Raw genomic sequence first — 24,193 nt, 5'->3', positions numbered from 1 at the left:
TCTCGGCCCCCGAGCCTGTTTGGGGCTCGGGGGCCCGAAAACCCCTCTCTGGCCTGCGACTTCGCTTCGCTTCTCGGCTTCCTGGCCGTTGCCGCCTGTGGATTCGAAAAGCCCGACTTGTCTGACCTTGTCGCATTTTGAACCGCGTGTTGTTCAGTGTGTGTTGGGCAGCATCGGGCCCATGGCCTCCCACCTGTCCGGATCCGCTGCCATGCGCGCGTTCGCTGCTCCGCTGAACCGCGGGTTTTTCAGCGTGTGTTGGAGGAGGTCTGGAGGCGGGCGGTGCTCGGGGCGCTGGGCAGGGCGCTGGTTGGGGTGGTCTTTGGCGCCGGTGGACGGGTTTGGTGGGTGCGGTGTCGGGGGCCTGTGGTAGGCGTTCGGAGTCGGGTTTGTCGGTGGAAGGGGTTGCGTGGGTTCCGGGCGTGCGGGTGGCGGCGAGGCGGGGCGGCAGGTGGCGCTGGTCGGGGAGTTTTGGGACGGGGAGTATGTCGAGGGTCGGCTCGACGGGCTTCCGCCGGATGATTTTGTGGACGACATCCTTGGCGCCGCCCGTGACTGCGGCCTTCTGCCGGGGCCTGGGCTGTACATCGGGCCGGGCACGGGGCGGAACTACTTTCCGTTGGTGGCCGGGGGGCTCGATCTGGTCGGCGTGGACGTCTCCGCGGTCGGGCTCGATGCGATTCGCGCGCGGGCGCCGGAGCGGGCCGACCGGCTCGTGCACGGCACGTTGGACGCGTTGCCGGCCGGGCAGAGCTTTCCGGTGGTCGTCGGGCTCAACGTCTTCCACCACGGCACACGGGAGTTCGCACACGCGCATATTCGGGCGGCGCTGGAACGGGTCGTGCCCGGGGGGCTGTTCTGCGTACGCGTTGCCGCGGCAGGGGCGCGGGCGAGCCGACCGCACGAGGTTGTCGGCCGTCATGACGACGGTTCGGTCACCCTCCGGTATCTGAGCGACGATCCGGACTCACCAGGGTTGTACGCGCACTTCTTCGGCGAAAGCGAGATCCGGTCGCTGCTGGCCGACTTCGAGCCGGTCGTACCGCTGACCGCCGACGACGTCGACCCGGCGACCGGGGAGTCGAGCGGCTGGCTGCGCTGGGACGGAATTCTGCGGCGTCCGTCCGCGGGGTGACCGGATCGCCCTGCCGCAACCGGAACCCCGGACAGGTCACGCGGCTGGTCGCCGCCATGTCCAGGCTGCGCGGCACCCGCAACGGGCCTTCGTGCGACACGACCACCGAGGCCGTCGCGTCGGTCCGTTGCGCGACCAACCGCGGGGACGGCCGGTTCGCGGGCCGACGTACAGTCGATGCGGGGGGGGCGGCGCCGTGTGGCAAGGGAAGGACGGGTGACCCGATGGTCGTGAAGATCGCGCATCGAGGAGATCCCCTGCGGGTCCGGGAGAACACGCTGGCTTCGGTCGAGTCGGCGGTGGCCGCGGGGGCGGACTGGGTCGAGGTCGACGTCAAGCTGACGCGGGACGGCGTCCCGGTTCTGCTGCACGACCACACGCTCACCAGGCTGTGGGGGGTAGACCGCAGGATCGCCTCGGTGGCGCACGCGGAGCTTGAGCATCTGGTCGGGGATGGCGAGTGCCGCATTCCGACCCTGCACGAGGCGCTTGACCTGGTGGTCGAGCGGCGGGCCACGCTCATGATCGACGTTTCCGGGCCCGCCGAGGGGCAGGCGGCGGCGCGGGTGGTCCGTGCACTCGAATGCCACGACCGTGTTGTCTTCACCGGCGATCCGCGCGCGCTGGCGGACATCCGGGCGGGGGCGGCGCACGTGCGCATCGCGATGAGCTGGAAGTCGCCGCTGCTGCCGGACATCGATCTCGTGCGCCGCGTACGCCCGGACTATCTCAACCGCCGGCACATCTGGCTGACCCGGCGCAACGTGCGTTCCGTCCAGCGCAGAGGCATGAAGGTCAGCACGTGGACGGTCGACCACCCGCGCCGCATGGCCGCCGTCGCCGCGGCCGGTGTGGACGCGATCACCACCAACGACATCCGCGCCCTCGTCCGCACGCTGGCCGCGCCCCGCCGGGGTGGCGAGGCCGCAGCCTGAGCGGTCGAGGAGGCGGGACGTCGGCAGCGCATCGTCACGGCACGCGTGCGCGCGCGAGGCAAGCTGCGGGACCTGCGGGGTTACGGCCGACGACGCCGACCACCTTGTCGAACGACAGTCCGAAGACGTCGTGCAGCGGGAAAGCCGGGCGCTGGACCGACGACAGGTGTTCCCGAACGATCAGCAGTACCAAGCTCACCGACTCGTCGAGCGTGACGCGCTCGGCCGGGTCCGAAGCCGCCACCCGGCCGATCAGCGGCTCGGGCAGCCACGTCCCGACGTACCGCTCGCGGCGGGCGCGGGCGCTGCGCAGCGCGTCGAGGGCGAGTCGGCCCACGGTCGTGGTGAGCCAGGCGCGCAGGTCGCGGATCTCGCCGGGGTCGGCGAGCCGTCGGAGGCGCAACCACGCCTTCTGGACGCGGTCCTCCGCCTCCGCGGCCGAGCCGGTGCTCCACATACGCCGCCTTGAGCAGGTAGGACCGCTCGGCCTCGAACGCATGGGCGAGAGCGGCCTCCCCGCACATCGGTCGGTGCGCGGTGGGCGCCGGTCTGGGGGCTCCCCAGGCCTCGTGCCACGAGCTTGCGTGCCGGGGAGACGGCACGGCCGCCCGAGGTGTGGCATCCCGCGCGGCCGAAGGCGCCTCGGGCGTGGCGTACGCTCCTGCGACGTGGCTCGAATCGTCGTCGTCGGTGCAGGTGTGAGCGGACTCGCGGTCGCGGCCCGGCTCGCGGTCAAGCGGCACGACGTGACCGTGTGTGAACGCTCCGACCGTGTCGGCGGCATGCTCACGTCGTTCACGCGTGACGGCTTCACGTTCACGTCGGGTGCGTCGGTGCTGACTCTCCCGGCCGTCTATCGCGACCTGTTCCTGAAGACCGGCGCGGCGCTTGAGGAGTGCGTCGAGTTGGTCGGTGTCGACCCGGCCGCGCGGTGTTCGTTCGATCGAGGCCGGACAGTCGTCGATGTCCCCAACGCGACGCGCGCCGGCGCGGCAGGCGCGTTCGACGCGGCTTTCGGCGCGGGCGCGGGCGCGCAGTGGAACGGTTTCCTCGACCGCGGCGCGGCCATGTGGGGTGTGCTCCGCACCGGGTTCTTCGAGGTCGCCGCCGAGCCGGACCGGCCCCGCCGGGCGGCCGGCGGCCTGCGGGACATGCGAACGACCGTGCCGTGGCGCAGGTTTCGTTCCCTCGTGCGATCGCAGGTGCGCGATCCTCGGTTGCGGGCGTACGCCGAACGGTTCGCCCTCGACGCGGGCCTCGATCCGCGCACGGCACCCGCGACCTCGGCGGTGCTGCCCTACCTTGAACAAACGTTCGGCGTGTGGGCGGTGCGCGGCGGGCTGCACCGGATCGCCGAGGCGCTGCACGCCCGGTGCCTGGACCGGAAGGTGCAGTTCCGACTGGGCACCGAGGTCGCCGAGGTGTTCGAGTCGGGGTCCCGTGCCGGGGGTGTCGTCCTCGCGGACGGCGGCCGAATCGACGCGGACGCCGTGGTGTGGGGTGCCCCGCCGCGCACGCCGCCCACCGCGCCGGGAGTGTTCGAACTGCATCTGGCTCTGCGCGGCACCACTCCCGAACAACCTCGCCGGACATACCTGTTCCCCGACGACCCGGCGGCCGAGGCCGAGGTGTTGTTCGCAGCCCGCGACGCGCGCCCTCCCGCCGACCCGACCTTGTGTGTGCTGGCCCCCGGCGGCAACGCCCCCGAGGGCGACGAGGCGTGGACCGTGCAAGTACGCGTGCCCGCACACGGCCGCATCGACTGGTCCGCCCCGAGCCGGTGCGCGGCATTCGCGCGAACGGTCATGGAACTGATGGCGGTTCGCGGACTCCCGGTCGCAGACCGGCTGCGCTGGTACGAGGCGCGGACGCCTGCCGACACGGAACACGCGACCGGGGTACCGGGCGGTGCGGTCGCCGCGTCGCCGATCGGCGGCGGTCAGCCCAACCGCTCTCCGGTGTCCGGGTTGTACGCGGTCGGCGCGGCGGCCCACCCGGGCGGCGGGCTCGTCGGCATCGGGATGGGCGCGGCGTTGACCTCGGAGCTCATCGGCCGCGGCTGAGCTCCGAACTCCGACTGCTGCCCAGGCATTTCGAAGGCGACTGTCTCGTAGGCGCCGGAGTTGGGCGCCGCGTTGTGGTCGTACGGCATCGCGTAGCCCGCGTCGTATCCGCCGTCGACCCCCTGCCCGTACCCCGCGGCGGGCGTGGTGGCGTACCCGCCGCCGTAGGCCGGGTCGTGGGCGGGGAAGCCCTCGGGCGGCGTGGGGTCGTAGCCAACGCCGCCCGGGGCGTACGCCGGTGCGTACGACGGCGCTTCGGGGATCTCCTGGCCGAATCCGCTCTGCTGGTCGGCGTCGTAGCCGGCAAAGGCGTCGTCGACTACGGGAGCGCCGCCGAACGCGTCTTGCTGCCCGATGTGGTCGGCGTACGCGTACTCGTCGTACCCGGGCTCTTCCACGGCCGTCTCGGTCGGCCGACTGTGCCGGGCGCGACGGGCGCGCTTGCGACCGAAACGCACGGTCCAGCCGTGGTAGTAGCCGCTGCGCACGTAGCGGGTCACGAGCAACTGCCCGATCACGAAGACGAGTCCGCCCGCTCCGGAGACGACCCCGCTGCCGAGCGCCACGCCCGCGACCACGCCGAGGAATCCGGCCAGGGCCAGAACGCGGTACCGGAACGGCGCACCGTGCTGCCACATCGCCTCGGTGACCAGCCACAACCCGACCGGGACGAACAGGACATAGAGCAGGAGCATGCCAACCTGCACCGGCGCGCCCTTCCTTCGAACGGATGACGGCCACTCACCCTAACCGGGTACGGGGCCGTTCCACAGCGTTCGAACATCACGCAAACCGGGCGCAAACCGGGCTCATGGCGCGCGGAAAGCCGGAGGAGGTCAGTCCTCGCGGTCGCGCAGGCCGAGGTTTTCGTAGATGCGCAGGGTCGCCGTCGAGCGGTTCAGGGTGATGAAGTGCAGGCCGGGCGCGCCCTCGGCGAGGAGGCGCTCGCCCATCGCGGTGCCGTATTCGACGCCGATCTCCTGGACCGCGGCCGGGTCGTCGGCGACCGCGCGCACCCGGTCGGCGAGATGTGCGGGGAAGTCGGCGTTGCTGAGTTGTGCGAAGCGTTCGATCTGGCCGACGTTGGTCACCGGCATGATCTCCGGGATGATCGGCACGTCGCAGCCGGCCGCCGCGACGCGGTCGCGCAGCCGCAGGTAGTCCTCGACGTGGAAGAACATCTGGGTGATCGCGTAGTCGGCGCCCGCGCGGCATTTGCGGACGAAGTATCGGATGTCGTCGTCCCAGTTCGTCGACCGCGGGTGCATCTCGGGGAACGCCGCGACGCCGACGCAGAAGTCGCCGGACTCCTTGAGCAGCCGGACCAGTTCCTCCGCGTACGTGAAGCCTTGCGGGTGCGCCACCCACTCGCCCTGCGGGTTGCCGGGCGGGTCGCCGCGCAGCGCGAGCACATTGCGCACTCCGGCGTCGGCGTACTGCCCGATGATGTTGCGCAGTTCGCTGATCGAGTGGCCGACCGCGGTGAAGTGGCCCACGGGGGTGAGGGTCGTCTCGGTGGCGATGCGCTCGGTGATGTCGACCGTGCGGTCGCGGCTGGAGCCGCCGGCGCCGTACGTCACCGACACGAACGACGGGCCGAGCGCTTCGACGCGGCGCAGCGCGTCCCACAAGTGGCGCTCGCCCGCGTCGGTCTTGGGCGGGAAGAACTCGAAGGAGAACGTCCGCTTGCCGCTCGCGAGGAGATCGCGAATGGCGATGGCGCGACCGTTTCGGGGCGAGGCGACTTCTACAGACATGAGGGCATGTTATTCGCAGGGGCCGCGGCGGGCAGGCGATGTCCGGAGCGCGAGACGCCGAAGCCCTGTCCGGCGGTCGTGAAAACCGACCGGTCGTTCCTTCCTCCCGCACTCGCCCGGGCACGCCCGCCGTCGTCGCTCGCGCGCGTGCCCGGTTACTCTGCTGAGGCCCGTTTCTCTACGGAAGACGACCCGTGACCTCCTCCCAGCCCCCCGCGCCCGGCGCTGTGCACCCTCTCGACCGGGACGGCCTGCGCGACCGGGTCAACGCCGCGCTGACCGCGTTCATGGACCGCCAGGGCGCAGTGCTCGCCGAGGTCGGCGACGGCATGGTGCCGGTGACCGCCGCGCTGCGCGACTTCCTGCTGGACGGCGGCAAGCGCCTGCGTCCGGGTTTTTGCTACTGGGGCTGGCGCGGCGCGGGCGGCGTCGACCAGGGCGAGGCCGGCGAGGCGGCCATCCGGGCCGCGACGTCGCTCGAACTCCTCCAGGCCAGCGCCCTCATCCACGACGACCTGATGGACAGCAGCGACACGCGGCGCGGCAAGCCCGCCGTGCACAAGCGCTTCGAGGCGCTGCACGCCGCGGAGGCGTGGCGCGGCAGCGAGACGGGCTTCGGGGCCGCGGCCGCGCTGCTGCTGGGCGACCTGTGCCTGACCTGGTCGGACGAGATGTTCTCGGGCAGCGGCGTGGCGCCTGCCGCGCTGGCGGCGGCCAAGCCGTTGTTCGATGTGATGCGCACCGAGGTGATGGCCGGGCAGTACCTGGACGTCCTCGAACAGGCCATGGGCGGCGGCTCGGTGGCCAGGTCGCGCCGGGTGATCCGCTTCAAGTCGGCGAAGTACACGATCGAGCGCCCGCTGCACGTCGGCGCGGCACTCGCCGGCGGCGGTGACGAACTGCTGGCCGCCTATTCGGCGTACGGTCTGCCCCTCGGCGAGGCGTTCCAGTTGCGGGACGACGTCCTCGGCGTCTTCGGCGACCCCGCCGAGACGGGCAAGCCGGCCGGGGACGACCTGCGGGAGGGCAAGCGCACGGTCCTTCTGGCGCTCGCCTCCGAACGCAGCTCGCCCGCGCAGGCTCGCATGCTCGACGAGTTGGTCGGCGACCCCGCGCTCGACGACGCGGGGGTCAAGGACCTGCGCGGCGTCATCGAGCAGACCGGGGCACTCGCCGAGGTCGAGGCAATGATTGGAGCACTGACCGCGCGCGCCCTCGCGGCTCTCGACGCCGCGCCGGTCGCCGCCGACGCGCGGACGGTGCTGCGCGGGCTGGTCGACGCGGCGACCGTGCGCAAGGTCTGATCGGACGTACACGGGGCTCTTCGACGCCGCCGGCCGCGCGGCGGGTCGGCCCGGTGGCCGGCGCGGGTGGTCGGCCCCGGCCACCGGTGCGGCGGTCTAGGAATGTCCGTGTCTTCGGGGCGGCCAGGCGGGCGCCGCTATGGCGTCGCCCGGGTCGTCGGACACGTCCTTGGGGTCGGCCATGGGTGTGCGGCCGTCCGGCCCGGTGGCCGCCGCGTCGACGGGACGCGGCCCCGGGACGCCCGGATCCCTGTGCGCGGCGGTGGGTGCGAGTAACACGCTGTCGTAGAAGGCGCCGGCCCGGCGGCGCTCGGCGGAGTTTTGCATGCCCCGCAGTGTGGCGACTCGGCGGCCGTTGTGCCGAACCGCCCGGCACACAGGGCGCGGCAATCACGTCGGCAACCACTCGGACGGCGGCTTTTTCGTAGGTTTCGGACGATTCGCTTCGTCGGAGGACAGCAGTCGATCGAGCCTGGGGCGGGTGCGTTCCGGGTCGGCTCGTGAGATGGCCGGGCCGGCGCCCCCGCTTCCCGAAGGGGGCACCGGCCCATGATCGGCGACCGCTGACGCCCTGACGTCAGAGCGTCAGGCGGCGCACGAACTCCGCGGTCGCCGCGGCCGGGTCGTCGGCCTCGGTGATCGCACGCACGACGACGACGCGGCGGGCCCCCGCCTCGACGACCTGGTCCAGGTTGCCCAGGTCGATCCCGCCGATCGCGAACCAGGGCCGCTCGGGGCTCCGTGCCGCGGTGTACCGGACGAGGTCGAGCCCGGGAGCCGGGCGGCCGGGCTTGGTCGGCGTGGGCCACACCGGACCGGTGCAGAAGTAGTCGGCCCCCGGCTCATCGATGGCGGCGTCCACCTCCGCCTCGGCGTGGGTGGACCGGCCGACGAGCGCGTCCGCCCCGATGATCTTGCGGGCGTACGGCACCGGCAAATCGTCCTGGCCGAGATGCAGGATGTCCGCGCCCGCCGCGAACGCGACGTCGGCGCGGTCGTTGACCGCGAGCAGACGCCCGTGCCGACGGGCCGCGTCGGCGAAGACCGCCAGGAATTCCAGCTCCTGCCGGGCCTCCAGGCCCTTCTGCCGCAACTGGACGATGTCGACGCCGGCCGCGAGGACGGCGTCCAGGAACTCCGGCAGGTCGCCCTGCTTCTCGCGGGCGTCCGTGCACAGGTACAGCCGCGCCGATGACAACTTTTGCTGGTTCGTCATACGGCGAGCGCCTGAGCGCGGCGGCGGACCTCGGTCTTGCGGTTGCCGCGCAGCGCCTCGATCGGCGTGCCGGGCAGCGAGTCGTCCTCGGTGAAAAACCACTCCAACATCTCGTCGTCCGAAAAGCCGGAATCGGACAGGACTGTGATCGTTCCGGACAGCCCCTTCACCGTGGCGTTGTTCTGGACGAACGCTGCGGGCACCTGGAGGCTGCGGTTCTCGCCGCGGCGAACCGCCAGGAGTTGGCGGTCCTTGAGGAGCTGGCGCACCCGGGTCACCTCGACGCCGAACATCTCGGCGATCTCGGGGAGGGTCAGCCACTCGTCGACAAGCTTTTCGATGGTGGTATCGGTCTCGCTCACGCGTTCCAGGATAGGAGAACGGGCCGACCCTGGCGGTCGGCGCGAGCCCCGCCGACACGCCCGCACCCGGCCGGATCAGCGGACGGTGCTCTTCATCGGCACGCCGGCGTCGGCGAACTTCGCCTTGTCGACCGCGGCCCCGGTCTGGACGAGTCTGCGCCCTTGGGCGAGGTCGCGCGGCCGGGCGACGGTCAGCAACGCCACCAGGGCGTCGCCCGCGAACCAGCCGGCCGTCCACGTGCCCTCGGGGCCGTGGCGCATCACCACGTCGTCGCCGGCCGGGTGGTGGCCGACGTACTGCACCATGCGGCCGAACTGCTCGGACCAGAAGTACGGCACCGGGTCGTACGCCGCGTCTTCGCCCAGCAGGTGTGCCGCGAGCGCGCGGGGCGCCTGGAGCGCGTTGTCCCAGTGCTCGACGTGCAGGCGCGTGGCGTAGCGCGCGGATTCGAAGACCGTGCAGTCGCCCACGGCGTACACGCCCGGCGCGGAGGTGCGCAGGCGGCCGTCGACGACGACGGCGCCCCGTCCGTCGAGGTGGACGCCCGAGCCGGCCAGCCACGCGGTGTCCGGCCGGACCCCGATGCCCACGACTATGGCGTCCGCCGGAAGCCTGGCTCCATCGGCCAGGTGCACCGCGCCGGGTTCGATGCGGTCGACGCGTGCGCCGAGCAGCAGTTCGACGCCGGCCTCGGCGTACCACGGCGTGAACCGCGCACCGATCTCGGCGGGCAGCGCGCCGGCGAGCGGTGCCGACAGCGCCTCGACGACGGTGGTGTGGCAGCCCGCGGCAGTCGCGGCGGTCGCGACCTCGGCGCCGATCCATCCGGCGCCCACGATCACGACGTGTGCGCCCGGCACGAGCGCCGTGCGCAACGCGCGTGCGTCGTCGATCGTCCGCAGGACGTGCACGCCGTGGACGTCGCCCGCAGCGGGCAGGTTGATCGCGCGCGAGCCGGTGGCGATGACGAGCCGGTCGAATTCGACCGGGCCGGCGTCGGTGTCCACGAAGCCGCCCTCGGCCCTGTCGCGCAGCCGTAGCCCGGTCGCCGGGCGCCCGAGCAGCAGTTCCACGTCCAGAGCCGCCCAGTCGGCGTCGAAGGTGGTGTCGTCGGTCTTGCCGGACAACACGTCCTTCGACAGCGGCGGCCGGTCGTACGGCCGGTGCCGCTCGGCGCCGAGCAACGCGACACGGCCGGCGTACCCGAGTTCGCGCAGCCCCAAGACTGTCTGCAGCCCGGCCATGCCGGCACCCACGACAAGCACGTTTTCCATGGCCCGGAACCCTAGGCCGTCCCCGCCGGCGCCGGAAGCGACCGGGGTAGGGTTGAAACCTCGCGGGAGCCCGGTGGGACCGGGCTGAGAGGGGAGCTGGCAGCTCCCGACCGTCCGAACCTGATCCGGGTCATGCCGGCGTAAGGGAGTGTCCAGCAACCATGGCTTCCACAAGCCCCCCGGCCGACGCGCTCGTCATCGGCGGCGGCGTCATCGGCCTCGCGATCGCGTGGCGCGCCGCGGTGCGCGGGTTGTCCGTCACCGTCGTCGACCCCGCCCCCGGCCGCGGCGCCTCGCACGCCGCCGCGGGCATGCTCACGCCCGTCTCCGAACTCCAATACGGCGAAGAGGCGCTGCTGCGCCTCAACATGGACTCCGCGGACCGCTACGCCGCGTTCGCCGCCGAACTGGAGGAAGCCTCCGGGCTGCCCTCCGGCTACCGCGCGTGCGGAACCCTCGCCGTCGCGCTGGACGCCGACGACCGCGCGGTACTCAAGGAACTGCACGCCTTTCAGGAGCGCCTGGGACTCGCCTCGACGTGGCTGACCAGCCGCGAATGCCGCCGCCTCGAACCAATGCTGTCCCCCGCGGTGTCGGGCGGCCTGCACGTCGAGGCCGACCACCAGATCGACAACCGCCGCCTCGTCGTCGCGCTGCTGGCCGCGTGCGAGCGGGCCGGGGTCGCCGTCGTGCGCCGCAGGGTCGCGGAGCTGGTGACCGACGCGGAACGCGCGACCGGCGTACGCCTCGACGACGGCACCGCGCTCACCGCCGCACAGGTGGTGTTGGCCGCCGGGTGTGAGACGAACCGGTTGCCCGGCCTGCCGCCCGGGGTGGTCCCGGCGATACGGCCGGTGAAGGGGGAGATCCTGCGGTTGCGGGTGCCGGAGGCGTACGCGCCCTTCCTCTCGCGCAATGTCCGCGGTGTCGTCAAGGGCGGCAGCATGTACCTCGTGCCGCGCGCGGACGGCGAGTTGGTGATCGGCGCGACCGAACACGAGCTGGACGACACCGTCGTCACCGCCGGTGGCGTCTATGAACTCCTGCGTGATGCCCATGAGTTGGTTCCCGGCATCACCGAACTGCCGCTCGTGGAGACGCACGCGGGCCTGCGCCCCGGAAGCCCCGACAATGCCCCCGTCATCGGCGCGACCGCACTGCCGGGCCTGATCGCCGCCACGGGCCACTACCGGCACGGCATCCTGCTGACTCCGGTCACCGCGGAGGCCGTGGCCGAGCTGCTCACGGACGGAACCGTGCCCGACGTCGTGCGTCCCTGGGGTCCGTTGCGCTTCGCGTTGGGTGACGCGTCCGGGGGTCGACCGCTTCAGGAGGTGTCCTGCGCATGACCGTACAGCCGATGGAGTCCGTCTCCGTCAACGGCGAGCCGCGCCCGCTCGCTCCCGGCACCACCGTCGCGGCGCTGGTCGCGACGATGACGAGTGCGACCAAGGGCGTCGCCGTCGCGGTCAACGAGCACGTCGTGCCGCGCAGCGCGTGGCCGTTCACCGTGCTGCACGGCGGAGACCGCGTCGAAGTGCTCACCGCCGTCCAGGGAGGATGACCACGTGACCACCCGGCAGACACGGGAGACAGTGTCCGCGACCGTTTCCGGTCCGGCGGACGACAAATTCGAACTCGGCGGCGAGATCTTCTCCTCGCGCCTGATCACCGGTACCGGCGGCGCACCCAGTCTGGACATCCTCGAGGCGGCGCTCGTCGCGTCCGGGACCGAAATGACGACGGTCGCGATGCGCCGGCTGAATCCGAAGACGTCGGGTTCGGTGCTGGACCTGTTGCGCCGCCTCGGCATCCGCCCGCTGCCGAACACCGCCGGCTGCTACACGTCCGGCGAGGCGGTTCTGACGGCGCGTCTGGCCCGCGAGGCGCTGGAGACCGACTGGGTCAAGGTCGAAGTGGTGGCGGACGAGCGCACGTTGCTGCCCGACACCGTCGAACTCCTGGACGCCGCCGAAAGGTTGGTCGACGACGGTTTCACCGTGCTGGCGTACACCAACGACGACCCGGTGGTCGCGCGCCGCCTGGAGCAGGTGGGCTGCGCGGCGGTCATGCCGCTGGGTTCGCCGATCGGCTCGGGGCTCGGCATCCGCAACCCCCACAACATCCGGCTCATCACCGAGCAGGCGGGCGTGCCGGTGATCCTGGACGCGGGCCTCGGCACCGCTTCGGACGCCGCGCTCGCGATGGAACTGGGCTGCGAGGCGGTCATGCTGGCGTCGGCCGTGACCCGGGCCCAGGAACCGGCGCTCATGGCGGCGGCCATGCGGCACGCGGTCGACGGAGGCCGACTCGCGTTCCGCGCCGGGCGCATCCCTCGACGGCACTATGCGGAGGCGTCGTCGCCGACCGACGGGCTCGCGGAAATACCGGCGTTCTGAACCGAGGCCACCCTTCTGGCCAGCGGGAAAGCACCGCTCGGCCCCGATCGGTCGCCGGAACCGATTGGTCGCGTGGCTCGTCCCAGGCAGGGTGACCGTAAAATCCAGGGCGTGGACATGAGTATGGACGACCCCCTCGTCGGGAGTGTGCTCGACGGGCGGTACCGGGTGCAATCCCGGATCGCGGCGGGCGGCATGGCCACCGTTTACCGGGCACTGGACTCCCGTCTGGACCGCACGGTCGCGGTCAAGGTGATGCACCCGGCGCTGGCCGCCGACGCCTCCTTCACCGACCGCTTCATCCGTGAGGCGAAGGCGGCGGCCCGGCTTTCCCACCCCAACGTCGTGGCGGTGTTCGACCAAGGGCACGACGGCGACGTGGCGTTCCTCGCGATGGAGTACGTCGAGGGCCGCACGCTCCGCGAACTCCTCCAGGATCTCGGCACGCTGACGCCGCGTGAGGCCTTCGGCGTCCTCGAACCGACGCTGGCCGCACTCGGTGCCGCGCACCGCGCGGGATTCGTGCACCGGGACGTCAAGCCCGAGAACGTCCTCATCTCCGACGACGGCGGCATCAAGGTCGCCGACTTCGGGCTGGCCCGCGCGACCGCGACCGCGGCATCGGCGGCCACCGGCAAGGTGCTGGTCGGCACCGTCGCCTACCTGTCCCCCGAGCAGATCGAACGCGGCACCGCGTCGCCGACCTCGGACGTGTACGCGGCCGGGATAATGCTCTACGAGATGTTGACAGGCCGTCAGCCCTATCCGGCACGCTCGGCCGTCGAGATCATCTACAAGCACGTCCACGAGGACGTCCCGCCGCCGTCTCGCGCCGTCCCGGGGCTGCCCGCCCCGCTGGACGCGCTGGTCGCCGCGGCCACCGCCCGCGACCCGGGGCGCCGTCCCGCGGACGCCGAGGAACTGCTGGCCCTGGTCCGCCGCACCCGGCAGCAGGAAATGTCCGAGGAGGAGCTGGACTTCGGCGCGTCCGACCGCGTACTCCCGCCGCCCGCACCGGCGTACGAGGAGTACCCGGAGTACGCGGCCGCAGGCGGCTACCCCGGGCTGCCCGAGGACTCGGGCAACCTCACCCGTCAGGTGGAAGCCCCCCTGGAGATCGGTCCGTTGGGGCTGAGCACCGAATCGGTGCTGGACGAGCAGGCGTACCCCGGGCAGGACGCGGACGACCCCGACGGCGTCTACGCTGCCGAGGCCGTCGTCCGCCGACGCGGCCCGTCACTGGGAGTGATCGCGCTCCTTGTCGTGCTCGTCGTCGCCGCGACCATCGGCATCGTCGCGTGGCAGATGGGCTCCGAGACCACGGTCAAGGTCCCGGCGGTGATCCAGGTCGCGGCGAGCGAAGCCGAAAAACGCCTGCTGGACGACGGGTTCGAGGTGACCGTCAAGAGCACCTACAGCGAGACCATCCCGCGCGACCAGGTCATCGCGACCGACCCGATGCCGGGCAACAGCCTCGACAAGGGCTCAGTGGTGACGATGACGGTGTCCCTGGGTCCCGAGCGGCTCGCGGTGCCGACGCTCGCCGGGCAGCCCGTCGAACAGGCCAAGCAGGCGTTGCAGGCGGCGGGTCTGGCGGTCGGCGACGTCACGCAGCAGGACAGCGGGATGCCGGTCGGCCAGGTGATCGGCTCCAACCCGGCGGTCGGCACGATGCTGCCGCGCGACACGGCGGTCGACCTGGTGGTCAGCCGCGGCACGCCGGTCGCGGTGCCGAGCGTGGTGGGCCTGACCGAGGCGGAGGCGCGCGAGGCGGTGACGGGGAACGGCCTCCAGTTGGTCGTCGACCCGACGCCGGTCTTCTCCAACGACGTCCCGGCCGGCAGGGTCGCCGCGCAGACCCCCGCGACGGGAACGCAGTACCCCGGTGGGTCGGTGACCGTGGCGATGTCCAAGGGACCCGACCTGGTGCTGGTGCCGAAGGTCGACGGCATGAGCGAAGGCGACGCACGGCGGACGCTGGAGGCCGCGGGCTTCAAGGTCAGCGTCAACACCGTCTTCCCGCTCGGTCCGAAGAACGTGACGAGCATGAGCCCGGGCGGCAACAACATGGCGCCGCGGGGTTCCACGGTCACGATCAACGTGTTCTGAGCCGACCGGCACCCGGCTGACCTGCGCTGTGCAGTGCACCGCCGCTGCCGTCCGGAATCCGCAAGGATCCGTCCGGACGGCAGAGCGGGTCACAGCTGCGGGCCCTCGCCCTCCTGCTCCTGGTACGAGTAGCGCTGCTCCCGCCAGGGGTCGCCGATGTTGTGGTAGCCGCGTTCCTCCCAGAACCCGCGCTTGTCGGCGACCATGTACTCGATTCCGCGGACCCACTTGGGGCCCTTCCACGCGTACAGGTGCGGCACGATCAGCCGGACGGGGAAGCCGTGTTCGGCGGTCAGCGGCTCGCCGTTGTGGTGGGTCGCGAAGATGGTCCGCTCGGTGGCGAAGTCCGAGATCCGCAGGTTCGAGCTGAAGCCGTACTCCGCCCACACCATCACATGGGTGACTTCCGGCGCGGGCGGCGCGAGATCGAGGATGGTCTCCGCTCCGACCCCGCCCCACTCGTTGTTCAGCATGCTGAACTTGGTGACGCAGTGGAAGTCGGCGACCACGGTCGTACGCGGCAGCGCGGAGAACTCCGCGTGGTTCCACGCGTGCTTGTCACCCGACGCGGTGGCGCCGAACACCCGGAAATCCCACGTGTCGGGCCGAAAACGGGGTACGGGCCCGTAATGCAGCACCGGCCACCCGCGTTGCAGGCGCTGGCCCGGCGGCAGTCGGGTGTCCCCCCGCCCGGGCCCGGCCGCCGCGGCCGTGCCCGGCGCCGAATCGCGTCCCCCCTGACCCGTCCCGGTGTGACCCATATCCCCATCGTCCCAGACCGACGGGGCGGACCACGACCGGCCCCCGGACGGCCCACCGAACGGCCTTGGATCCCCGGTCGTCGTCCTTATGGCGGTACGACTTTTATCAGAAATCCACTTTCAATACCCAAGAAAGGCAAGCCTTCCCTTCGTGGAATTTACGCGACAGGAAGTGACAGCATTCGCATAACCGTGGTCACACCCCACTCTCGTGTCTCACGGATCCCGCCACCCACTCCTTTGGAAGGTGCATCAAGATGCACGGCGACCCGCAGATCCTCGAACTGCTCAACGAGCAGCTCACCGCCGAGCTCACCGCCATCAACCAGTACTTCCTGCACGCCAAGCTGCAGGAGCACCGGGGCTACACCAAGCTCGCGCACTGGACCCGCCACGAGTCCTTCGACGAGATGAAGCACGCCGAAAAGCTCACCGACCGGATCCTTTTCCTGGAGGGCCTGCCGAATTACCAGCGGCTGAACGCGCTGCGCATCGGCCAGACCATCGAGGAGATGTTCCGGGCCGACCTCGCCGTCGAAATGGAGGCCGTCGAGCGCCTGCGCAGCGGAATCCTCATCATGCGCGAGAAGGGCGACGCGACCTCGGCGAACATCTTCGAGGACATCCTTCAGGACGAGGAAAAGCACGTCGACCACCTGGAGACGCAGCTCGACCTGCTCCAGAAGCTCGGCGAGCCGCTGTACATCGCGGAACTCTTCTCGCTGCCCGAGGAGTGATCGCGTCGGAGATCACACCCGACAAAGGCTGCGCATTCACCCATGCCGGGCTGATACTGGACCTTCCGGCCTCCGAGGAAGCCTTCCCGGCCACGTGACGCAGGCCTCTCTTCACTTCCCCCCAGGGGTGAGGTTAACCTTACCTAAGTGACCTCAGCCCTGGGGGGCCTTTCGTGTACGTGTGCATCTGTTTCGGTGTGACCGACACCCAGGTCGGTGCTCAGATAGAAAGCGGCGCCCGCAGCGTGCGCGAAATCGCCGCCGCGTGCCGCGCCGGCACCGACTGCGGTCGCTGCGTCAAGACGATCTCGGCGATGATCCCCCGCGACGACACACGCGCCTGCAACGGCTGCACGAAGCGCTGCGGCCGCGTCTGCCGCGCGGACCGCGATGCCGCCGCAGAGCCCGCCGCCCCCGTCTTCGGCGACCTCACGCCCCCCTCGCTCGCCACCACGCAGCGCCTCCCGGCGCCGCTGACCATCCTGACGAACACGGACAAGGGCGACTCCGCACCGGCCGCCTGAGCCGCGTCACACCGCGTCAGACCAGGCCATACGGTCCCGTCGGACCACGTTCCGGTCATCGGCGGTCACAGCACGTCACACGGCGGCGGCGATCACAGCGGCGGCGTTCGCGCAGGATGCGGCGTCCACGTCCAGATGCGTGACAATCCGCAGCAGACGTGGGCCGAAAGCCGACACCAGCACACCCCCGGCCTCGCAACGCGCCGCGACCTCGGCCGCGTTCGGCCCCGGTTCCGGCAGCAGGACGAGGACGAGATTGGTCTCCGGGGCGGTGACGTCCAGCTCGGACTCCGCCAACCGGTCGGCGATCAGGCGGGCGTTCGCGTGGTCGTCGGCCAGGCGCTCGATGTGGTGGTCCAGGGCGTACAGTCCGCCCGCTGCGAGGATGCCGGCCTGACGCATCGCGCCGCCCATGCGGTGGCGCATCCGGCGCGCCTCGGCCCACCGGTCGCGCGGCACGAGGACCACCGAACCGGCCGGCGCGCCGAGGCCTTTCGACAGACACACCGACAATGTGTCGAACAGCGCGCCGTACGCCGCCAACGGCGTCTCGGTGGCGATGTGCGCGTTCCAGATCCGGGCCCCGTCGCAGTGCAGTGCGACGTCGGCGGCGGTCGTCAACTCGCGGATGGCGGTGAGGCGTTCCAACGGATACACCGAGCCGCCACCGCGATTGTGCGTCTGCTCGACGGCGACCGCGCGCGTGCCGACGGTGAACTCGCCGCCGGTACGCAGCAGGCGCGCGACGTCGGTCGGGTCGAGCAGGCCGCGCGGGCTGAGCGTCGTCCGTGTCTGGATCCCGCCGTGCCACGCCGCGGCGCCGCCCTCGTGCGCGACGATGTGCGCGTCGGCGTCGGACACCAACTCCTCGCCCGGCCCGACCGACAGGCGTAACGCGACCTGGTTCGCCATCACCCCGGTCGGCACGAACAACCCGGCGTGGTGCCCGCCGAAGAGATGCGCGACGCGGTCCTCCAGGGCCCGGACCGTCGGGTCCTCGCCGTACACGTCGTCGCCGACCTCCGCGTCAGCCATCGCGGCGCGCATGGCGGGAGTCGGCCGGGTGACGGTGTCGCTGCGGAGATCAATCACCGTCCCAGAGTGCCATCCGAACGCAACGCAGGGGCGTACACGCGAAGGTGCACGCCCCTGCGGGACAAACCGTGCGGGTCAGTGGCCCCGGTACATCTCCGCGACCAGGAAAGCCAGGTCGAGCGACTGGCTGCGGTTGAGCCGCGGGTCGCACGCCGTCTCGTAGCGCTGGTGCAGATCGTCGACGAAGATCTCGTCGCCGCCGCCGACGCACTCGGTCACGTCGTCGCCGGTCAGCTCCACGTGGATGCCGCCGGGGTGGGTGCCGAGCGCGCGGTGCACCTCGAAGAAGCCCTTGACCTCGTCGAGGACGTCGTCGAAGCGCCGGGTCTTGTGCCCGCTGGATGCCTCGAACGTGTTGCCGTGCATCGGGTCGCAGACCCACGCGACCTGCGCGCCCGAGGCCGTCACCTTCTCCACGAGGCTCGGCAGCGCGTCGCGCACCTTGCCGGCGCCCATGCGGATGATGAACGTCAGGCGGCCCGGCTCGCGCTTCGGGTCGAGCTTGTCGACCAGTGCGAGGGCGTCCTCGGGCGTGGTGGTCGGGCCGAGCTTGACACCGATCGGGTTGCGGATGCGCGAGGCGAACTCGACGTGTGCGCCGTCCAGTTGCCGGGTGCGCTCGCCGATCCAGACCATGTGCCCGGACACGTCGTACAACTCGCCGGTGCGCGAGTCGACCCGCGTCAGCGCCGACTCGTAGTCGAGGATCAGCGCCTCGTGCGAGGCGAAGAACTCGACCGTGCGGAACTCCTCGGGGTCGACGCCGCACGCGTGCATGAACCGCAGCGCGCCGTCGATCTCCGAGGCCAGCCGCTCGTACCGCTCGCCCGAGGGCGACAGCGCCACGAAGTCCTGGTTCCAGGCGTGGACCTGCCTCAGGTCGGCGTAGCCGCCGGTGGTGAAGGCGCGCACCAGATTGAGCGTCGCGGACGACGCGTGGTACATCCGCTTGAGCCGCTCGGGGTCGGGGATGCGCGCCTCGGGAGTGAACGCCAGGTCGTTGACCGCGTCGCCGCGGTACGTCGGCAGCGTCACCCCGTCGCGCGTCTCCACGGGCTGCGAACGCGGCTTGGAGTACTGCCCCGCCATCCGGCCGACCTTGACGACCGGGACCGACGCGGCGTACGTCAGCACCACGGCCATCTGGAGCAGGGTCTTGAGCTTGTTGCGGATCGCGTCGGCGGTGTTGCCGGTGAACGTCTCGGCGCAGTCTCCGCCCTGGAGCAGGAACGCCTCGCCCGCGGCCACCGAGGCCAAACGGCCCCTGAGCTGGTCGCACTCACCGGCGAACACGAGCGGCGGATAGGACGCGAGGTCCGCGAGCGCGGTGCGCAGGGCCTCGGAGTCCGGCCACTCGGGCTGCTGCGCCGCCGGGAGGGATCGCCAGGTGTGCGTGTCGTTCTCTGTCACGCCCCAAGGTTAAACGCTGTCGCAAGGGGTTTGGCGGGCTGACCGAACAGCGAGACGGACCGCTCCCCGGCGCCCGCCGGAACCTGAGAGGTCAGGGCCTTCCCCGGCGGAACGCCGAGCCGGTGGGAGGCGTGGCCACGCGACACGAATCACATCGCGGACACCCTCGAAAGCCAAAGTGGACTCGACCGTTTCGACACTGCCCGGCCGACATACGGCGGTCGGAAACGGCTACAGTGTCCCGCGTGATCGCACACTCAGGTTTCCCGCACTCCTGGTGGTGGCCCCGCTCCGCGGCGGCCACACTGCTTCGCGATCTTTGAGACCTGACAAAGACCGACGATCCGACGGCCGCCCGATGGGCGGCCGTTTCGCGTCGGGAGGCAAGGCGCGGAGGGGGCGGCCCGCTCGGGCGGTGCGTCCCCGACCCCGATGGGACTCCCGACCGTGACCTCCGAGACCTCCGAGACCTCCGACCCGGCCGCCGTTCTCGCTCCGTTGTTCACCTCGTCGCTCGACGCCGCACCGCCGCCTTTCGCACTGATCCGCCGCGAGGGCGCACAGACGCTGGATCTTCTCTTCGGCGAGGTCGTCGAGGTGCCGACGCTCGACGCGATCCCGCTGCCCGAGGCCCCCGCGACCGGCGCCGCACGCCATGACGTCCTCGCCCTCGTTCCGTTCCGGCAGATCCGCGAGCGCGGATTCGAGGCGGACGACGACGGCACGCCCCTGTTGTGCCTGCGCGTCACCTCGCAGGTGTCGCTCGCCTACGACGACGTCCTCGCCGCGCTGCCCGACACCCCGGTGCGGCTCGTGGGCGGGGGCTTCGACGTCGACGACGAGACGTACGCGACGATCGTCAAGCGCGTGATCACCGACGAGATCGGCCGCGGGCAGGGGGCGAACTTCGTCGTACGCCGCGACTACCGCGACAAACTGGCCGACTACTCGCCCGCGACCGCAGGCACGCTGTTGCGACGACTTCTGACGCGCGAATCGGGCGCGTACTGGACGTACCTGATCCACACCGGCGACCTGACGCTGGTCGGCGCGAGCCCGGAGCGGCATGTGAGCGCGATCGGCGGCGACGTGGTCATGAATCCGATCAGCGGCACGTACCGCTATCCCGCGGCCGGCCCCGACCGCGACGGCCTGCTGGCGTTCCTGCGCGACGGCAAGGAGGTCGACGAGCTGTTCATGGTCGTCGACGAGGAACTGAAGATGATGAGCGAGGTGTGCGACCTGGGCGGGCGGGTGCTCGGGCCGTATCTGAAGGAGATGGGCCACCTCGCGCACACCGAGTACGTGCTGCGAGGCCGAAGCTCCCTCGACGTCCGCGCCATCCTGCGCGGCACGATGTTCGCACCGACCGTGACCGGCTCGCCGCTGGCGAACGCGTGCCGGGTGATCCGCCGGCACGAGCCGACGGGACGCGGCTACTACTCGGGCGTGCTCGCCCTCATCGGCCGCGACGCCGAAGGACACCGCACACTCGATGCGCCGATCCTGATCCGCACCGCGTACATCACCCCCGACGGCACCCTGCGCGTACCGGCGGGCGCGACACTGGTGCGGCACTCCGACCCCGCGAGCGAGGTCGCCGAGACACATGCGAAGGCCGCGGGTGTGCTCTCGGCGCTCGGGGCGGTGCCGGAGCCTGCGCACGCCGGCTCGGCCGGCACCCGCGTCCGGCTCTCCGACGACCCGGAGGTCGCGTCGCTGCTGGCGTCCAGGAACGCCGCGCTGTCCCCGTTCTGGATGACCGCCCGTGAACACGACGCCGTGCTCGCGCCGGAATTGGCGGGCCGGCAGATCCTTGTGGTGGACGGCGAGGACACGTTCACCGCGATGCTCGCCCACCTCCTGCGCACGCTGGGTCTCCGCGTCACCGTGCGGCCGTACGACGGACTCACCGCACGCGCGGTCACCGAGGCCGACCTGCTCCTCGTCGGCCCGGGGCCTGGCGACCCGCGCCACGTCCCGGACCGCAAAATCCGCACGATGGGTGCCGCGGTGCGCCGCCGACTCGACGCGGGAAGGCCGCTGCTCGGTGTCTGCCTCGGCCACCAACTCATCGCCGCGGAGCTGGGGTTGGACCTGGTCCGCAAGGACACGCCGTACCAGGGCAAGCAGGTCGAGATCGACCTGTTCGGCCGCGTCGAACGCGTCGGCTTCTACAACACCTTCGCCGCTCTGGCTGCCGAACACCCGCGTCACGGCCTGGAGTTCAGCGCCGACCCGGACTCGTCCCACGTCCACGCCATGCGCAGCCGGACGCTGCGGATCGCCGGCCTGCAGTTCCACCCCGAATCCGTCCTGACGAGGAACGGCGCGGCGATTCTCCGCGAAACCCTCACGGCCTTGTGACCGGGCACACGAGCGGGCTCCCCCACGGGAGCCCGCCGGTGTTCGGCGACGGCGACCGGGGGCAGCCCGTCCGCGCGTCAGCCGAAGAGGACCTTGGCCTCCTGGTAGAGGGCCGGGGGAACCGTCTTGAGCTCGCGGGTCGCCTCTTCGAGGGGCACGGTGACGACGTCCGTGCCGCGCAGGGCGACCATGCGCCCCCACTTGCCCTCGTGCACGGCGTCGATCGCGTGGAAGCCGAACCGGGTCGCGAGCCACCGGTCGAACGCGGTGGGCGTACCGCCGCGCTGCACGTGGCCGAGCACGGTCGTGCGGGCCTCGTGGCCCGTGCGGCGCTCGATCTCGGCGGCGAGCCAGTCGCCGATCCCGCTGAGCTTCACGTGGCCGAAGGCGTCCAGCGTCTGGTCCTTCGTGACCATCTGCCCCTCCTGCGGAATGGCGCCTTCGGCGACCACCACGATCGGGGCGTAGTTGGTGCGGAAGCGGCTCTCGACCCAGCCGCACACCTGCTCGATGTCGAACTGCTGCTCGGGGATGAGGATCACGTTGGCGCCGCCGGCCATCCCCGAATGGATCGCGATCCAGCCCGCGTGGCGGCCCATGACCTCGACGATCAGCACTCGGCGGTGCGACTCCGCGGTGGTGTGCAGCCGGTCGATCGCCTCGGTGGCGATGTTGACCGCGGTGTCGAACCCGAACGTGTAGTCCGTCGCGCCCAGGTCGTTGTCGATCGTCTTCGGGACGCCGACGACCTGCACGCCGTGCTCGTGCAGACGCGTGGCGACGCCGAGCGTGTCCTCGCCGCCGATGGCCACCAGCGCGTCGACTTCGAGCTTCGCGAGGTTCTCGCGGATCCGCTCCACGCCGCCGTCGATCTTCATCGGGTTGGTGCGCGACGAGCCCAGGATGGTCCCGCCACGCGGCAGGATCCCGCGTACCGCCTGGATGTCGAGTGCCTGGGTGTCCGCCTCCAGCGGACCGCGCCATCCGTCGCGGAAGCCGAGGAAGTCGTACCCGTACTCCGTGACGCCCTTGCGGACCACCGCCCGGATCACCGCGTTGAGACCGGGGCAGTCGCCCCCACCGGTCAGGACTCCGACACGCATCGAACTTCCCTTCGCCATCCGAGGACGGGTGACCGCGCAGGCGACCTTGTGGCCCGTGCGCGACCCGTCCACGCTATAACGATCCGACCCTCCTTCCATCGTCACCGACAACCCGTTCGGGGGACCACGAACGAGTGGTGAACATCTAGAGTTTCGTCGCATGGGTGTGCTTGCGATCGATGCCGGGACCACCGGGGTGACCGTTCTCCTCGTCGCCGGCGACGGACGCGTTCTGTCGCGCGGCTACCAGGAGTTCCAGCAGCACTTCCCCGCGCCCGGCCTGGTCGAACACCAGCCCGAGGAGATCTGGCAGGCCGCGCTTCAGGCGTGCCGCGAGGCGCTTGCCGGGAGCAGCGAGCGGCCGACGGCGGTCGGCATCACCAACCAGCGCGAGACGGCAGTGCTGTGGAACCGTCGCACACTGACGGCGCCGCGCCGCGCGATCGTCTGGCAGGACCGCCGGTCCGCCGCGATCTGCGCGCGGCTGGCCGAGGCCGGGCACGAGCCACGCGTCGCGGAGCTGACGGGCCTGCGCCTCGATCCGTACTTCACCGCCACGAAGCTGGCGTGGCTGGCCGAACACGACAAGGACGCGTGGCGCGAGGTCGAGGCCGGACACGTCGCGGTCGGCACCGTCGACTCCTACCTCGTCGCGCGCATGACAGCCGGCCGCAGCCACGTCACGGACGCGTCGAACGCCTCCCGGACGCTGCTGTTCGACATCGTGCGCGGGTCGTGGTCACCGGAACTGTGCACGTTGTTCGGTGTGCCCGAGGAGGCGCTGCCGCAGGTGGTGCCGTCGTACGGCGAGATCGCGCACACCGATCCCGGCGTGTTCCTCGGCCTCGATCTGCCGATCGCCGGCATCGCGGGCGACCAGCAGGCGGCGCTGTTCGGGCAGGCGTGCCATGCCCCCGGCGACGTGAAGTGCACGTACGGGACCGGTTCGTTCGTGCTGATCAACACCGGTGCCGAGCCGGTGCGTTCCTCGTCGGGGCTGCTGACCACGGTGGCGTGGAAGGCACCCGACGGATCGCTCACCTACGCGCTCGAAGGCGCGATCTTCGTGACGGGTGCCGCGGTGCAGTGGCTGCGCGACGGCCTGGGGATCATCGGCGCGGCGGCCGAGACCGAGGCGCTCGCGCGCACGGTGCCGGACTCGGGCGGCGTGGTGTTCGTCCCCGCCCTCACCGGGCTCGGCGCGCCCGACTGGGACCCGACCGCGCGCGGAACGATCCTCGGCATCACGCGCGGCACGACGCGGGCCCATCTGGTCCGCGCGACTTTGGAGGCAATCGCGTACGAAGTGCGCGACGTCGTCGACGTCATGGCCTCGGACGCGTCTCTCGACCTGCGCACTTTGAAAGTCGACGGCGGCGCCTCGGAGAACACCCTGCTGTGCCGCATGCAGGCCGACCAGCTCGGCGTCGCCGTGGAGCGCCCGACCGTCAGCGAAACCACCGCACTGGGCGCGGCGTTCCTGGCAGGCCTCGGCACCGGGATCTGGACGAGCACCGAACAACTGGCCGCCACGTGGCAGTTGGACTCCCGCTTCGAACCTGGCGAGCGCGACGAGCACGGCTACGGCCGGTGGCGGCTGGCGGTCGAGAAAGCCAAGGGCTGGGCGATCTAGGCGTTCAC

The 24,193-nt window shown here is 71.3% G+C and carries 22 protein-coding genes and 1 riboswitch; of the genes, 12 read left to right on the top strand and 10 right to left on the bottom strand.

Annotated features, from left to right (window positions below):
* The first annotated feature begins 409 nt into the window (after positions 1-409).
* Positions 410-1,135, top strand: coding sequence for a class I SAM-dependent methyltransferase (locus ACRX5W_RS08190; protein ID WP_436787276.1), 726 nt, complete (start codon positions 410-412; stop codon positions 1,133-1,135).
* A gap of 224 nt (positions 1,136-1,359) precedes the next feature.
* Positions 1,360-2,070 (top strand): glycerophosphodiester phosphodiesterase, encoded by a 711-nt coding sequence (locus ACRX5W_RS08185; RefSeq protein ID WP_436787275.1) that lies wholly within the window; start codon positions 1,360-1,362, stop codon positions 2,068-2,070.
* Between the two features lie 34 nt (positions 2,071-2,104).
* Here ACRX5W_RS08185 and ACRX5W_RS08180 read toward each other — a convergent pair whose 3' ends face one another.
* Positions 2,105-2,527, bottom strand: a complete 423-nt coding sequence (locus ACRX5W_RS08180; RefSeq protein WP_436787274.1) for a sigma factor — start codon at positions 2,525-2,527, stop codon at positions 2,105-2,107.
* A 211-nt stretch (positions 2,528-2,738) separates the two neighbouring features.
* Here ACRX5W_RS08180 and ACRX5W_RS08175 point away from each other — a divergent pair, with 211 nt between their 5' ends.
* Positions 2,739-4,133: a phytoene desaturase family protein gene (locus ACRX5W_RS08175; RefSeq protein ID WP_436787273.1), complete on the top strand. Its 1,395-nt coding sequence runs from the start codon at positions 2,739-2,741 to the stop codon at positions 4,131-4,133.
* A gap of 836 nt (positions 4,134-4,969) precedes the next feature.
* Here ACRX5W_RS08175 and metF read toward each other — a convergent pair.
* A complete protein-coding gene (gene metF, locus ACRX5W_RS08170; RefSeq protein ID WP_436787272.1) occupies positions 4,970-5,890 on the bottom strand; it encodes a methylenetetrahydrofolate reductase [NAD(P)H] in 921 nt (306 codons plus the stop codon).
* Between the two features lie 194 nt (positions 5,891-6,084).
* Here metF and ACRX5W_RS08165 point away from each other — a divergent pair, with 194 nt between their 5' ends.
* Complete coding sequence (locus tag ACRX5W_RS08165; protein ID WP_436787271.1) at positions 6,085-7,194, top strand: polyprenyl synthetase family protein; 1,110 nt, start codon at positions 6,085-6,087, stop codon at positions 7,192-7,194.
* A 96-nt stretch (positions 7,195-7,290) separates the two neighbouring features.
* On the opposite strand, the gene ACRX5W_RS08160 is transcribed toward ACRX5W_RS08165, so the two are convergent.
* The 4 genes from ACRX5W_RS08160 to ACRX5W_RS08145 all read right to left on the bottom strand — a co-directional run bounded on the left by ACRX5W_RS08160 (position 7,291) and on the right by ACRX5W_RS08145 (position 10,047).
* A complete protein-coding gene (locus ACRX5W_RS08160) occupies positions 7,291-7,521 on the bottom strand; it encodes a hypothetical protein (protein ID WP_436787270.1) in 231 nt (76 codons plus the stop codon).
* Between the two features lie 250 nt (positions 7,522-7,771).
* Positions 7,772-8,410, bottom strand: a complete 639-nt coding sequence (thiE, locus tag ACRX5W_RS08155; protein ID WP_436787269.1) for a thiamine phosphate synthase — start codon at positions 8,408-8,410, stop codon at positions 7,772-7,774.
* The gene (locus ACRX5W_RS08150) at positions 8,407-8,772 is read right to left on the bottom strand and encodes an Rv2175c family DNA-binding protein (protein WP_436787268.1); all 366 of its coding nucleotides are present in this window, start codon (positions 8,770-8,772) and stop codon (positions 8,407-8,409) included. Before ACRX5W_RS08150 ends, thiE begins: the two co-directional genes overlap by 4 nt.
* A 75-nt stretch (positions 8,773-8,847) precedes the next feature.
* The gene (locus tag ACRX5W_RS08145) at positions 8,848-10,047 is read right to left on the bottom strand and encodes an NAD(P)/FAD-dependent oxidoreductase (RefSeq protein ID WP_436787267.1); all 1,200 of its coding nucleotides are present in this window, start codon (positions 10,045-10,047) and stop codon (positions 8,848-8,850) included.
* 52 nt (positions 10,048-10,099) lie between these two features.
* Positions 10,100-10,212, top strand: a riboswitch (TPP riboswitch).
* Between ACRX5W_RS08145 and thiO the strand changes: the two genes are divergently transcribed.
* The 4 genes from thiO (at position 10,209) to pknB (ending at position 14,555) form a co-directional block, all read left to right on the top strand.
* Positions 10,209-11,396, top strand: coding sequence for a glycine oxidase ThiO (thiO, locus tag ACRX5W_RS08140; protein WP_436787266.1), 1,188 nt, complete (start codon positions 10,209-10,211; stop codon positions 11,394-11,396). Its footprint overlaps the riboswitch before it by 4 nt.
* The gene (thiS, locus tag ACRX5W_RS08135) at positions 11,393-11,611 is read left to right on the top strand and encodes a sulfur carrier protein ThiS (RefSeq protein WP_436787265.1); all 219 of its coding nucleotides are present in this window, start codon (positions 11,393-11,395) and stop codon (positions 11,609-11,611) included. Before thiO ends, thiS begins: the two co-directional genes overlap by 4 nt.
* 31 nt (positions 11,612-11,642) lie before the next feature.
* Positions 11,643-12,446, top strand: a complete 804-nt coding sequence (locus tag ACRX5W_RS08130; protein ID WP_436787521.1) for a thiazole synthase — start codon at positions 11,643-11,645, stop codon at positions 12,444-12,446.
* Between the two features lie 117 nt (positions 12,447-12,563).
* Positions 12,564-14,555 carry a Stk1 family PASTA domain-containing Ser/Thr kinase gene (gene pknB, locus ACRX5W_RS08125; protein WP_436787520.1) on the top strand — a complete coding sequence of 664 codons (1,992 nt, stop codon included), beginning with the start codon at positions 12,564-12,566 and terminating at the stop codon, positions 14,553-14,555.
* Between the two features lie 89 nt (positions 14,556-14,644).
* Here pknB and ACRX5W_RS08120 read toward each other — a convergent pair whose 3' ends face one another.
* A complete protein-coding gene (locus tag ACRX5W_RS08120) occupies positions 14,645-15,316 on the bottom strand; it encodes a sulfite oxidase-like oxidoreductase (protein ID WP_436787264.1) in 672 nt (223 codons plus the stop codon).
* A gap of 257 nt (positions 15,317-15,573) precedes the next feature.
* Between ACRX5W_RS08120 and bfr the strand changes: the two genes are divergently transcribed.
* Together bfr and ACRX5W_RS08110 are read left to right on the top strand one after the other, a co-directional pair.
* The gene (gene bfr / locus ACRX5W_RS08115) at positions 15,574-16,053 is read left to right on the top strand and encodes a bacterioferritin (protein WP_436787263.1); all 480 of its coding nucleotides are present in this window, start codon (positions 15,574-15,576) and stop codon (positions 16,051-16,053) included.
* 197 nt (positions 16,054-16,250) lie between these two features.
* Positions 16,251-16,577: a (2Fe-2S)-binding protein gene (locus tag ACRX5W_RS08110; RefSeq protein WP_436787262.1), complete on the top strand. Its 327-nt coding sequence runs from the start codon at positions 16,251-16,253 to the stop codon at positions 16,575-16,577.
* A 75-nt stretch (positions 16,578-16,652) separates the two neighbouring features.
* Here the strand turns inward: ACRX5W_RS08110 and ACRX5W_RS08105 are convergent, their stop codons facing one another.
* Together ACRX5W_RS08105 and ACRX5W_RS08100 are read right to left on the bottom strand one after the other, a co-directional pair.
* A complete protein-coding gene (locus ACRX5W_RS08105) occupies positions 16,653-17,669 on the bottom strand; it encodes a threonine aldolase family protein (protein WP_436787261.1) in 1,017 nt (338 codons plus the stop codon).
* A gap of 78 nt (positions 17,670-17,747) precedes the next feature.
* Complete coding sequence (locus ACRX5W_RS08100) at positions 17,748-19,082, bottom strand: class II 3-deoxy-7-phosphoheptulonate synthase (RefSeq protein WP_436787260.1); 1,335 nt, start codon at positions 19,080-19,082, stop codon at positions 17,748-17,750.
* A gap of 432 nt (positions 19,083-19,514) precedes the next feature.
* On the opposite strand from ACRX5W_RS08100, the gene ACRX5W_RS08095 reads away from it, so the two are divergent.
* Positions 19,515-21,449, top strand: coding sequence for an anthranilate synthase family protein (locus tag ACRX5W_RS08095; protein ID WP_436787259.1), 1,935 nt, complete (start codon positions 19,515-19,517; stop codon positions 21,447-21,449).
* A 77-nt stretch (positions 21,450-21,526) separates the two neighbouring features.
* Here ACRX5W_RS08095 and ACRX5W_RS08090 read toward each other — a convergent pair whose 3' ends face one another.
* Positions 21,527-22,552, bottom strand: a complete 1,026-nt coding sequence (locus ACRX5W_RS08090) for a 6-phosphofructokinase (protein WP_436787258.1) — start codon at positions 22,550-22,552, stop codon at positions 21,527-21,529.
* A gap of 160 nt (positions 22,553-22,712) precedes the next feature.
* On the opposite strand from ACRX5W_RS08090, the gene glpK reads away from it, so the two are divergent.
* Positions 22,713-24,185, top strand: coding sequence for a glycerol kinase GlpK (gene glpK / locus ACRX5W_RS08085; RefSeq protein WP_436787257.1), 1,473 nt, complete (start codon positions 22,713-22,715; stop codon positions 24,183-24,185).
* Positions 24,186-24,193 lie beyond the last annotated feature (8 nt).

The sequence above is a fragment of the Yinghuangia sp. YIM S10712 genome (assembly GCF_051388935.1).
In the GTDB taxonomy this organism is placed as follows: domain Bacteria; phylum Actinomycetota; class Actinomycetes; order Streptomycetales; family Streptomycetaceae; genus Yinghuangia.
The sequence above is the reverse complement of the archived record's forward strand: the minus strand, read 5'-3'. Positions and strand labels throughout refer to the sequence as shown.